Annotated in this window: 10 protein-coding genes; 3 read left to right on the top strand and 7 right to left on the bottom strand. The window is 59.5% G+C overall.

The features are described from left to right. Positions 1-301: 301 nt before the first annotated feature. Positions 302-1,321, bottom strand: a complete 1,020-nt coding sequence (locus AC6CWS_RS07845; protein ID WP_065882791.1) for a LacI family DNA-binding transcriptional regulator — start codon at positions 1,319-1,321, stop codon at positions 302-304. Positions 1,322-1,423: 102 nt separating this feature from the next. Between AC6CWS_RS07845 and AC6CWS_RS07850 the strand changes: the two genes are divergently transcribed. After that, positions 1,424-2,431 (top strand): Gfo/Idh/MocA family oxidoreductase, encoded by a 1,008-nt coding sequence (locus AC6CWS_RS07850; RefSeq protein WP_065882792.1) that lies wholly within the window; start codon positions 1,424-1,426, stop codon positions 2,429-2,431. Between the two features lie 236 nt (positions 2,432-2,667). On the opposite strand, the gene AC6CWS_RS07855 is transcribed toward AC6CWS_RS07850, so the two are convergent. The 3 genes from AC6CWS_RS07855 to iolE are packed head-to-tail and all read right to left on the bottom strand — an operon-like array spanning position 2,668 to position 5,798. Next, on the bottom strand, positions 2,668-3,699 hold the full coding sequence (locus AC6CWS_RS07855; RefSeq protein WP_065882793.1) for a Gfo/Idh/MocA family protein: 1,032 nt from the start codon (positions 3,697-3,699) through the stop codon (positions 2,668-2,670). A gap of 9 nt (positions 3,700-3,708) precedes the next feature. After that, positions 3,709-4,881, bottom strand: a complete 1,173-nt coding sequence (locus tag AC6CWS_RS07860) for a Gfo/Idh/MocA family protein (protein WP_023288684.1) — start codon at positions 4,879-4,881, stop codon at positions 3,709-3,711. After that, positions 4,878-5,798: a myo-inosose-2 dehydratase gene (gene iolE, locus AC6CWS_RS07865; RefSeq protein ID WP_064157809.1), complete on the bottom strand. Its 921-nt coding sequence runs from the start codon at positions 5,796-5,798 to the stop codon at positions 4,878-4,880. The genes AC6CWS_RS07860 and iolE overlap by 4 nt, the downstream gene beginning before the upstream one ends. On the opposite strand from iolE, the gene AC6CWS_RS07870 reads away from it, so the two are divergent. Then, positions 5,797-5,925 (top strand): hypothetical protein, encoded by a 129-nt coding sequence (locus AC6CWS_RS07870; RefSeq protein ID WP_254915157.1) that lies wholly within the window; start codon positions 5,797-5,799, stop codon positions 5,923-5,925. The two genes, iolE and AC6CWS_RS07870, sit on opposite strands and share 2 nt — an antisense overlap. A gap of 446 nt (positions 5,926-6,371) precedes the next feature. Then, positions 6,372-6,797 carry a hypothetical protein gene (locus tag AC6CWS_RS07875; protein WP_065882849.1) on the top strand — a complete coding sequence of 142 codons (426 nt, stop codon included), beginning with the start codon at positions 6,372-6,374 and terminating at the stop codon, positions 6,795-6,797. Between the two features lie 76 nt (positions 6,798-6,873). Here the strand turns inward: AC6CWS_RS07875 and lysS are convergent, their stop codons facing one another. From lysS to cadA, 3 genes are all read right to left on the bottom strand, one after another. Then, positions 6,874-8,391 carry a lysine--tRNA ligase gene (lysS, locus tag AC6CWS_RS07880; RefSeq protein WP_004202393.1) on the bottom strand — a complete coding sequence of 506 codons (1,518 nt, stop codon included), beginning with the start codon at positions 8,389-8,391 and terminating at the stop codon, positions 6,874-6,876. A 339-nt stretch (positions 8,392-8,730) separates the two neighbouring features. Further along, positions 8,731-10,206, bottom strand: coding sequence for a dipeptide permease DtpD (dtpD, locus tag AC6CWS_RS07885; RefSeq protein WP_065882795.1), 1,476 nt, complete (start codon positions 10,204-10,206; stop codon positions 8,731-8,733). A 59-nt stretch (positions 10,207-10,265) separates the two neighbouring features. Further along, positions 10,266-12,413, bottom strand: a complete 2,148-nt coding sequence (gene cadA, locus AC6CWS_RS07890) for a lysine decarboxylase CadA (protein ID WP_023288680.1) — start codon at positions 12,411-12,413, stop codon at positions 10,266-10,268. Positions 12,414-12,431 lie beyond the last annotated feature (18 nt).

Consider the following 12,431-nt stretch of genomic DNA (forward strand, 5'->3'; position numbering starts at 1 on the left):
CGGAATCACAAATAATGGCTGTATTATCATCACTTTTTTGAAACATCAGTCCATTTATGCCACACCGTGAATTCCAGACCATTTATTTCATTAACAAGACATTTGAAACTTTTATAAGTAAATAACTGAAATGAAAATTTTAAAACCATGCAGTAACAGAATTTTGACAGACATCTAACATTGCTGCATAAATGAGCGAAAAATGAGAGGCAGACAACGCTTTACAGCGATCGCCCCCGGCGGGGTTGGCATTTACCCGGCGGGGAGATCCGCGTTGTCAGGAAGGGAGGCGCCGCACGCCTTAGTCGACGTTCTCGGCGCTGTAGAGGATAAAGTCGACTTTCCCGTCGGCATAGGTTTGCGGCTGATAGCCGGACTCCAGATGGCGCAGCATCAGGTCGATCGCCAGCTGGGCGTGCTGGCGGGTGTTCTGATCGAGCGTTAACGCCAGGCTGCCCCTGGCCAGCTGCTGGCGGGTGGTATTGTAGCGCTCATGGGTGATCCAGCAGACGTCGCCTTCGCGGCGGTGGCGAGCCAGCGCCTCGGCAATCTGAGTATTGCCAAGTCCGGTGTTATAGATCCCGACAATATGCCGGCTGCGGCACAGGGCCTGCTCCAGCAGGCGGGTGATCTGCTCCCGCCGCTCCTCGCCCGCCAGCACCTCGTTGAGCTGCAGATGGGGAAAGCGCTGGCTCAGCACCTCGCGGAACCCCTGGATGCGCAGGCGATGCGCGCTGTAATCCTCCCGGCCGCTCACCATCAGCACCTCCCCGGGCCGCGGCGTCATTCTCCCCATCATTAACCCCGCCGTGCGGCCAGCCTGTAACTGATTGATCCCGACGTGGCAGAGCCGGTCGGCGCCGGGCAGATCTGTCGCCAGGGTAATGACGGGGACGCCCGCTTCCCGACAGCGGCGCAGCGCGTCATGCACCACAGGATGGTCATTGCCGAAAACGATGATCCCCTGACGCTGCTGGCCGCTGCGCATAATGCGCCGGGCCAGGGTCGCCGGCTGCGACTCCGGGACAAAGGTGCGGTGCAGGGTCAGACGACGATAGCCGAGGCTATCCGCGACGGCGGCGAAATCCTGCGCCAGCTGCGGAAAAAAGAAAGAGTCATTGCTGCTGAGAAAGAGCTCAATCTGCCAGGGAAAGCGGTGCTCCTCCGGCAGGATCCGCTTCAGCCCCGCCTCCCGCGCCGCCTGCAGCACTTTGCGCGTGGTCTGCGGCGATACGCCGCCGCGTTCGTTCAGCACCCGGTCAATGGTGGCCACGCCGACGCCAATCTGTCTGGCCAGCATCGCCAGTGACATGTTTTTCATCGCCCCTCTCTTCAATGATGGAAATACATCAAAACGGCAGTGTCAGTGAGTTTAGCAAACCGATTATGGTGGCAGCGTCCCCTCGCCATTCTGGAGAATAAAATGAAGTGCAAACGTTTTGCCCTGGTAGGCAGTGGTTTTATCGGTCAGGTTCATGCCGCCAGCCTCGCCCGTCACGACGGGAGCGAGTTGACGATGGTGGCCGATGCCGCGCCGGAGCGCGCCCAGGCGCTGGCCGCCCGCTATGGCGCCCGGGCGGTGACGGTGAGCGAGGCTCTCCGTAGCGACGCCATCGACGCTGTGCTGATCGCCAGCTCGACCCCGTCGCATGCCAAACTGCTGGAAGCCGCCGCCCGGGCGGGCAAGGCGGTCTATTGCGAAAAACCGATCGACCTTTCCCTGGCGCGCGCCCGCGAGGTGGTGGAGCGGGTGCTTCCCCTTAAGGTGCCGGTCACCGTCGGCTTTAACCGGCGCTTTGACAGCAGCCATCAGCAGTTGCGCCGCCAGCTGGAGCAGGGAGCGATCGGCAGGGTCGAGCTGGTGCAGATGGTCTGTCGCGCCTCCAGCATGCCGCCGCTCGACTATCTGCGCAGCTCCGGCGGTCAGATGCGCGATCAGGCGATCCATTTCTTCGATCTTCTGCGCTTTCTCACCGGCGATGAAGTGCATACCGTAGCGGCGATGGGCGCGGCGCTGGCCCTGCCGGAAATCGCCGAATTTGGCGATGTCGACACCTCCATTCTGATGATGCAGATGCGCGGCGGCGCGCTGGCGCAGCTGGACAACACCCGCCGCACCGGCCACGGGTATGATGAACGGATCACCCTGCTGGGAGCAGAGGGCGCGCTGGAGTCCGGCAGCCAGTCGCCGGCGGGCCCTACCCTGTGGCGCGGCAATCAGCGCATTGAGCCAGGCCTGTGGCCGGACTGGTTCAGCCGGGTGCAAGGATCTTATTACCAGCATCTTGACGCCTTTATCCGCTCTCTGAATGGTGAAACCGTGGCCGACCTGCCCGGCCTGGTGGACGGCCTGCAGGCGCAGGCCATTGCCGAAGCGGCGGTTCAGTCTCTGCAGCGCGGCCAGTTTGTCGCCGTTGACGACTGTCGGTGAGTGGTTGCGTGGCAACCGCTATCAGGCTCTGAACCTGCCTTTATGCCGGGCGGCGGCGACGCCTTGCCCGGCCTACGGGCATGATAACCATCCATATCACACAGTTGCAGTGACATCCCAGGCCCGCGCAAGCGCCGCGCCGCCGGGCAGCAGATATCCGGCACCGTGCGCGTCCCGGTGCCGGGCAATGGCGTGCACGCTCGCGCTGTCTGCAAAACCAAAGCCCGGCCGGCCTCTTAACGTTCTTCGTTAAACACCGCACCCACCTGGCGCCGCACCTCATCCATCACCTGCAGATTCTGCAGCACCTGACTGAGCGGCCGCAGCGGCGAGTCCCGCAGCCCCTGACCGACACACCAGGCAAAATGCTCCGCCTGCCAGAACAGCTGGTCGTAGCGATTGCGCGGCTCTTCCCAGCGCAGCGCCTGCCCGCCCTGGCTGGCGGCGAGCGTGAACCCGCCGGGGGCGTAAAACTGACCGTCGATCGTCAGGGTCGCCTGGCGTCCGGCCACCACCGCCCCGCCCGGCGTGTTGCTGAACAACGTCGTGTTTAACAGCCCCTGCATCCCGTTCCGCCAGCTGAACAGCATTGACGTCTGGCCGTTAAGCCCCTCCGCCGTCGCGTGGCCGCGGGCGACAATCTCCTGCGGCATGCCGCCCACCATCAGCGCAAACGAGGTCAAATAGCTGCCGAGATCCATCATCGGCCCGCCGGCAAGGTCGGCATTAAAGATGCGGTGATCGGTAGTGAAATACTCGCCGTGATCGGCCAGCAGGGTATGCAGATCGCCGAGTACCCCATCCTCCAGCAGCTGGCGGATCACATCATACTTCGGCGCGTAATCGCACCACATCGCCTCCAGCGCCAGCTTCCCCTGGCGGGCGGCTTCGGCCTGCAGTTCACCTCCTTCGCCGAGGTTGAGCGCGAAGGGCTTCTCTATCAGCACATGTTTGCCCGCCTTCAACGCCTGCATGCCGTCGGGAAAGTGATGGTTGTGCGGCGTCGCAATATAAACCGCATCAATATCCGGACGCGCCAGCATCTCCTCCACCCGGCCGTAAGCCTGGGGGATCCCCCATTCCGCGGCTACCCGGTCGGCCTTCGCCTGGCTGCGGGAGGCAACGGCCACCACCTGCTGCCGGCTCTGGGTTTTCAATGCGTGCACAAAGCGCTCGGCGATCCAGCCCGGACCAATGATGCCCCAGCGCAGGGAGGGAATGCTCTGCGCCGCCGGGCGGCGCGGGGTCGGTAATTGTGAGGGAAACATAGCGGCTCCTTAATCCTTAACCACGTTAACCCAGCGACGGCTGACCATCGAGGCTTCAATCGCCGACAGCACGCGCTGATTCTGTAAACCAAATTCAAAGCTGGGATAGCAGTCGTCGTCCCCACAAATCCCCTGCACCAGGTCATGCACTTCCATCACCTTGACGTCAAAATAGCCCAGCCCGCCGCCGCCAAAATCGAAGCCGAAGAAGCCGGCATAGGCCGGGATCTGGCTCCCGGCATACAGCGTTTTAAAGCCGCGGTCGTGTTTGTCATCCCGGAAGCGATACACCTGCAGTTCGTTAAAGCGCTCCCCGTCCATATACAGCGTGCCTTCGGTGCCGGAGACCTCCCAGAACACGCCGAAGATGCGCCCGGCGGCGATGCGCGAGGCCTCAATCACCCCCGCGGCGCCGCTGTCGAAATTGACCAGGCACTGAACCTGATCGTCATTTTCCACTTCCCGCCACTCGGCATCGGCCGCGACCCGGCTGGCATACCCGGCATCGGTCTGTGGCACCGGACGCTGGCGCAGGCAGGTTTGCGCGCTGGCGGTCACTTCACGGATACCGCCCATCAAAAACTGGGCGACGGACAGGGTATGGGCGCCGAGGTCGCCAAGCGCCCCGCTGCCGCCGAGGGTTTTCGAGCAGCGCCAGGACCAGGGCAGGTTCGGGTCGTTATAAAACCCCTGATCAAAGGTGCCGCGGAAGCGCACCGGTTCGCCAATATCGCCCCGGGCGATAAGCTGCTTTGCCAGCAGCGCCGCCGGGGTTTTAATGTTGTTAAAGGCCACCATGGTCTTCACCCCCGCGCGCCGGGCCGCCTGCGCCATCTCCTGCGCCTGCTGCTCGTTAACCGCCAGCGGTTTCTCGCAATAGACATGTTTACCCGCCGCGATCGCCGCCATCGCCATCGTGTAGTGCAGATGGTTCGGCGAGGTAATATCCACCACGTCCACCAGCGGATCGTTCACCAGTTCGCGCCAGTCACCGTAAGCTTTCTCCGCCCCCAGCTTCACCGCATGACGTTCAGCCAAAGCCTGATCCTGATCCGCCAGCGCGTAAAGATAGGGGCGCTTCGGCAGATCGGGATAGAACATGGCCGCGCGACGGTAAGCGTCGGCGTGCGCCTGGCCCATAAAACCGGAGCCGATAAGACCAATATTTAACCGCGCGCTCATGATGCGTGCTCCTCTGATGATGACGGGGACGAAAAGTGGTGCGCCAGCCAGGCGAAGGCGCGGCGGGCGGTGGCAAACGGCGGCGCCATCGCCGGGTCCTGCTCTGCTTCGATAATCAGCCAGCCGCGATAGTCGCTGTCCCGGGCAAAGTTGAGGATCGGCGCATAGTCGATGCAGCCGTCGCCAGGGATGGTAAACAGTCCGGCGCGCACCGCCTCGTTAAAGCTCAGGTTTTCGCGATACAGGCGCCCCAGCACCTGCGGACGGACGTCTTTCAGATGCAGATGGCGGATACGGTGGCCATATTTCTCCAGCACGCGCGGGATATCGACCCCGGCGACGAAGGCGTGTCCGGTATCAAACGCCAGCCCGACGTTGTCATGGGTCTGGGACAAAAACCGCTCCAGCTCGTCGTCGTGCTCCACCAGCATCATCAGATGATGGTGATAGGCCAGCCGGAGGCCGTAGTCCCGCAGCAGCAGGTCGGCAAAGGTATTTAGCTTATGGCAATACGCCGTCAGGCTGACGCGGCTTAACGGCGGCGAGAGCGAGATCGGCTCATCAAGCGGCGTTTCACCGGGCAGTTGCCCGCACTCGCCATAGACCATTACCCTGGCGCCGAGCTGCTGCAGGAGCTGCGCGTGGCCCCGCACCGCCTCCAGCTCCGCTTCCACGCTGCGGTCGGCCAGCAAGCCGCTGTACCAGCCGGACGCCAGGCGCAGGTCAGCCGCCGCCAGCAGAGGCCCCAATGTCTCCGCCTGGCGGGGAAACTTCCGCCCTAACTCAATTCCCTGAAACCCCGCCTCCCGCGCCTCGCGCAGACACGTGTCGAGAGGGATATCGCCGCCTAAATCCTCCAGCACATCGTTGGTCCAGCACAGGGGGCTAATGCCCCACTGCAGGTGCTCTGTCGCCATGTTTATCTCCTTTTCAGCCAGTCGTCTGGTGTGCCGTCACTATAAGCAGGCGACGACCAGCGATGAAAACGGAGAAATGATGGAAATCCATCATTGCCGCGGACGAAATATCCGCTGGCGCGAGTAGCCCTGAAAAATAAATGGAAATAATGCTTGCCGCAGGCTTATTTTGCGGATAAAAATTACTGGCTTAATAACCCGCTTCAGAGGTTATCCCTTTCATTCGAAATATGATGATAGCAATATGAAAAAATCTCAACACCGCAGCGGCGCGGGCTTTAGCCCTGCGCCCAGGCCTGGCCTGCTGTTATTTGCGTAAGTGACAAATAGTCCCTTTTAAAACATCAATTACTTAACATTCTCTCTGCAATAATATGACATGTAGCGGGAAGGTACGGTGATAAATAAGCTCAGGGTAATGATGTTTTTACAAATAAATAACCCCTCTCCTTTCTGCTCGTTATTTATCAGGAATGGCTGCGGTTATATTTATTCGGACGCCCCTGGAGAATGCACCAATGTATATCAACCTTTATGACAATGCGCGCCGCTATCGCGATGAGAAACAATAAGATGAATAAGACCTGGCTTTTCACCATCCTCACCCTGGCGCTGGTCGCCGCCGCGCCGGCCCACGCCATTAGCGCGAAATACCGGGAACAGCTTGAACGCTCCGGTTGCACGCAGATGACCGACGGGACCACCTGCGATATTCATAAAACCAAAGCCGAGAATGCCGCCGCCGCGCATCAGGCCAGCAGCGGCTTCGGCCCCTGGGTGGGCACCTGGTATGTATATACTGACTATGGCAATAAAATTGATGAGATTACCATCACCGCTAAAACGGTGAAAACCCATGGTCATCTGGTCGAGGACGCGAAAGCCAGCCAGGGTAAATTGACGTTCCGGGTGAAAAGCTCAGCCTTTACGCTGAACGACGCCTTTAACGGCGTATGGGCAAACGGCAGCCAGCGCGGCACGTTGCAAAAAGTCCTGTAATAACATTGCCCTGCCGACAGGATGGGGATAATGCAGGAAGAACCTCCCGGCGCAGGCCGGGAGGGAGTGCAACGGTTTACTTCTGCGGACGCATCGCCGGGAAGAGGATCACGTCGCGGATGGTGTGGCTGTTGGTAAACAGCATCACCATCCGGTCGATACCGATGCCCAGACCGGCGGTCGGCGGCAGGCCGTACTCCAGCGCGGTGACGTAGTCTTCGTCATAGAACATCGCTTCGTCATCGCCCGCCGCTTTGGCGTTAACCTGATCCTGGAAACGCTGCGCCTGGTCTTCGGCGTCGTTCAGCTCGCTGAAACCGTTACCGATTTCGCGGCCGCCGATGAAGAACTCGAAGCGATCGGTGATTTCCGGGTTGACGTCGTTACGGCGCGCCAGCGGGGAGACTTCCGCCGGGTATTCGGTGATGAAGGTCGGCTGGATGAGGTGCGCTTCCGCCACTTCGTCGAAGATTTCGGTGACGATGCGCCCCAGACCCCAGCTTTTCTCTACCTGAATACCGAGAGATTCCGCCAGCGCTTTCGCCGCGTCGAAGTTATCCAGATCCGCCATGTTGGTTTCCGGACGATGTTTTTTGATCGCCTCGCGCATGGTCAGTTTTTCAAACGGCTTGCCGAAGTCAAACACCTGGTCGCCATACGGCACCTCGGTTTTGCCCAGCACCGTCTGCGCCAGGGTGCGGAACAGCGACTCGGTCAGTTCGATCAGGTCTTTGTAGTCCGCGTACGCCATGTACAGTTCCATCATGGTGAACTCTGGGTTATGGCGTACCGAGATCCCTTCGTTGCGGAAGTTACGGTTGATTTCAAACACGCGTTCGAAGCCGCCGACCACCAGACGTTTCAGATACAGTTCCGGCGCGATGCGCAGGTACATATCGAGATCCAGCGCGTTGTGATGCGTGATAAACGGACGGGCGGAAGCGCCGCCGGGGATCACCTGCATCATCGGGGTTTCCACTTCCATAAAGCCGCGGGCTACCATGAACTGACGCATGGTCGCGAGGATCTGCGAGCGGATGCGGAACGTATGGCGCGACTCTTCGTTAGCGATCAGATCCAGATAGCGCTGGCGATAGCGGACTTCCTGATCCTGCAGGCCGTGGAATTTATCCGGCAGCGGGCGCAGGGCTTTGGTCAGCAGGCGCAGCTCGGTGCAGTGGATGGAGAGTTCGCCAGTTTGCGTTTTGAACAGCTTGCCGCGGGCGGCGATGATGTCGCCAAGGTCCCATTTCTTAAACTGTTCGTTGTAGACGCCTTCCGGCAGGTCATCGCGGGCCACGTACAACTGGATACGGCCGCCGACGTCCTGGAGGGTGACGAAGGAGGCTTTACCCATCACGCGGCGGGTCATCATCCGGCCGGCCACCGCAACTTCAACGTTCAGGGAAGCGAGTTCATCGTTATCCTTCGCATCGAATTCAGCGTGCAATTGGTCAGAGGTATGATCGCGACGGAAATCGTTGGGGAAAGCTACGCCCTGCTCACGCAGCGCAGCCAGTTTTTCGCGACGAGTTTTCAGTTCATTATTAAGGTCAATGGCCTCATCGGCACCTTGTGCTTGTTGTTCAGACATATGGGTTCCTCATAACCTTGCTTTCAAACTAGCTTCGATAAATTGAACCAGGTCACCCTTCCGCGCGGCCTGTCTCCGGCTTCACACCGAAGAACAAGAGTAACGAATCTGGCTTCTCTTCAAGCTGATCTCACTCAGCTATGCCTTCACTAACGGTATTTTTTATCGTTGGCTTCCGCGCCTGCCAGAATATCCTCCTTCTGCTCACTACGCTGTGCAAGGAGCGGCTTTGCGCTCCGCTGTGGATGGAATGCCCCGGTCGCGCTGCGCTTACCGGGGCGATAATTGACGCTGGCCGATAGCCCGGCGGAGGCGGTTACGCCGCAGCCGGGACGCGCGTCAGGCGCCGCCGCCGGGAAGTTCGCCAGCCGCCGCGCGGCGTTTGCCAACGCTACAGGCTGCGGCAAAGGCGATAATCACCATCACCGCCACGCAGCCGAGGGTCCATTCCCCCATCTGCGAGAAGAAATGCTGATAGGCGGCAATCGCCGTATCGCTGATTTGCGATTCGGTGGTCTGCTGGGCGACCACGCCGGCCAGCCAGTTGGCCACCGCGCCGGTGGCCAGCATATAAATACCGGTCAATACCCCGGTGACGCCGGGCATGTTCAGGCGGGTGATTTGCGCCATCGCGACCGGGTCGATAAACAGTTCGGCAAAACCCATCATCGCCAGTCCAGCGACCATCATGCCCATCGAGGCCTGACCCTCAGCGGCGCCGTGGCGGGCGTTGAGCGCCAGCAGCATAAAGCCGCCGCCCATCAGCAGCAGGCCAAAAGCGAATTTCAACCAGACGCGCAGCACCGAACGCGCGCTGCCTTCCGGGCGCATCAGCCACGCCAGCGCCACGCCGGCCGCCATCACCGCCACCGCGTTAACCGACTGGAACAGCGCCGTCGGCACGTCCCAGTTCAGCAGGCGGCGGTTAACAAAGTGATCGATAAACAGGCTAATCGAGCTTCCCCCCTGCTGCGCCAGCACCCAGAACAGCGTCCCGGCAAGCATCAGCAGGACGATCTGCCACAACGCGCGACGATGCTCCGGGGCTTTGATCATGATCCGCGCCACCATCTGGGCGGCGAACAGGCAGACGACCGCCAGCAGATAGCCGGACCAGTTGTTTTGCAGCAGCAGCGTGAAGAACACCGGCGCCAGGCAGAGCATCACCAGCAGCCAGCCCCAGGTCGGCAGCAGGAATTTCACCGCCCGCAGCGCCGGTTTATCGACGCCGCGGGTATGCCGGAAGTGGCGGCTGCCGCTTAAGAAAATCATCAGGCCGATGAACATCCCGATCCCCGCCAGGGCGAAGCCGATATGCCAGCCGTACCACTGAGCCGCCAGCCCGCAGGCGATGGGCGCGGCGATGGAGCCGACGTTGCCGGCGGCGTACAGCAGCGAGAAGCCGCCGTCGCGACGCGGATCGTCGTGGGCGTAAAGTTCGCCAAGCAGGCAGCTGATATTGGATTTGAACAGGCCGTAGCCGCAGATAATGATCGCCAGCGCGACGTACAGGCTCCATGCGGAGGTCGACTCAACGCCCAGCACCACGTGGCCGAGGGTCATCAACAGCGCCCCGGCAATCACCGCCGTGCGGTTGCCGAGCAGGCGGTCGGCAAGCCAGCCGCCAAGAATAGGGGTAACGTAAACCAGAGAGGCGTAAGCGCTGAACAGGCTGATGGCGTGGCTGTCGTCGAAGCCAAGCTGGTGGGTGAGGTAGAGGATGAGTAAGGCGCGCATGCCGTAAAAACTGAAGTACTCCCAGATCTGGATCGCAACGATGTAGTAAATCGCGCGCGGCTGTGAGGGTGTTTTCATGTGTTCTCCTTGCAGCGTGAAAAAGGGAAGTGGCAAGCCACTTCCCTGGTGTGCGTCTATTACTTGTTATTCTCTTCTTTCAGCACTTTAACGGTGTAACGACCATCCGCCTGACGATAGGCGCCGTGGATATCGGTTTCGAAGCCCGGATAGTGGGCGCCGATTTCGCACAGCATCTGCAGGAACTCCAGCACCGGACGGCTCTCTTCGGTGATCATTTCACCCGGCATCACCAGCGGCACTCCCGGAGGATACGGCAGGATCATGTTGGCGTTGACGCGGCCGACCATCTCTTCGAGGTACACTTCTTCCGTCTGACCGTGCAGCTCTTTCTGGAACGCGGCATACGGGGTCATCACCATGGATGGCAGCACTTCAAACGCGCGGAACATCAGGTCCGGCAGGTTGTGATGCTCAACCAGTTTGTGAATATTCTGCGCCAGGTCCTGAATACGCATGTTTTCATAGAATTCAGGATCTTCACGGTACAGCGACGGCAGCATGTTTTTCACCCGCAGGTTCAGGTCGAACGCGCGTTTGAAGTCGGTCAGCGCACGCAGCAGGCTCAGCGCTTTGGTTTTGTCGATACCGATGCTGAACAGGAACAGCAGGTTGTACGGACCGGTTTTCTCCACCACGATGCCGTGTTCGTCGAGATACTTCGCCACGATGCTGGCCGGAATACCGAACTCATCCATGGTGCCGTCTTTCTTCATCCCCGGGGTCAGCAGAGTGACTTTGATCGGGTCGAGATACATGTGCTCGTTGTCGATGTTTTTGAAACCGTGCCATGCGCTGTCGGAGCGCAGCGGCCAGCATTCAGGACCGTCGATATGTTCCGGCTGCCATACGTCGAAGAACCAGCCGTCAGACTCGCCTTTCAGACGTTTGATCTCTTTACGGAACTTGATGGAACGTTCGATAGAGCCGTCGATCAGGCGCTTACCGGCGTTGCCTTTCATCATCGCCGCCGCGGTTTCGGTGGACGCCACGATCCCGTAGTGCGGGGAGGTGGTGGTGTGCATCATGTAGGCTTCGTTAAAGGTCTCTTCGTTAACATCGCCTTTCACGTGGATCATCGATGCCTGGGAGAACGCCGCCAGCAGTTTGTGCGTGGACTGGGTTTCGTAAATCACCTTCCCTTCGACGCGGCCGCCGCTCATCCCGCATTTGCCTTCATAGATCGGCGAGAAGTTGGTGTAAGGCACCCATGCGGAGTCAAAGTGGATGGATTTCACATCCAGGGTTTTCTTGATGAAGTCAGTGTTGTACAGCAGACCATCGTAAGTCGAGTTGGTGATAACGGCGTGTACCGGCCAGGTCGCGTTCGGCGTCTCTTTCACACGCTTGGCGATAGTCGCGTGCTGGAATTCGCTCTGCGGGATACCGCCGAGGATGCCGTAGGCGTTACGGGTCGGACGGAAGTAGATCGGCGTAATGTCGCTCATCATCATCAGATGGGTCAGCGATTTGTGGCAGTTACGGTCAATCAGCACGGTGCTGCCGGCCGGCGCGGAGTACATACCGACGATTTTGTTGGCGGTCGAGGTGCCGTTGGTCACCATGTAGCTGCGTTCGGCGTTAAATACGCGAGCGATATACTCTTCCGCTTCTTTGTGCGGGCCGCTGTGGTCCAGCAGGGAACCGAGCTCAGAAACTGAAATCGAGATATCGGATTTCATGGTGTTGGAGCCAAAGAAATCGTAGAAGATGCTGCCTACCGGGCTTTTCTGGAAGGCGGTACCGCCCATGTGGCCCGGGGTACAGAAGGTGTATTTGCCTTCACGCACATATTTGAACAGCGCTTTGGTCAGCGGCGGCAGAATGGTGTCGATGTATTCGTCAGTGTTCTGTTTGATTTTGTTCGCGATATCTTCCGCAGCGCCCAGCGCATATTCGAAGAAGCGAACCTGCATGCGCAGATCGTTCAGGCTAACGTCCAGCGTGGAGTAGGTGTTAGCGAACGCATACAGCGGCATGTACTCGTTCATTTTGCTGATTTCTTCGCACAGCTCGAGATTGTATTTATCCCAGTCGAAGATCACGCCGCACAGACGAGAGTTGTTTTCGATCAGTTTTAATAAGTCGTCACGGTCGTTCGGGTAGACAATGCGGAAGTCCAGGCGTTCGAGAGCACGATGCAGTTCACGGATGGGTTCTTCTTTGAAGTAAACCCCCATGTGATTCATGATTGCAATAACGTTCATAGTCAAATCTCCAGATGT

It is taken from the genome of Klebsiella sp. M041 (assembly GCF_059759695.1).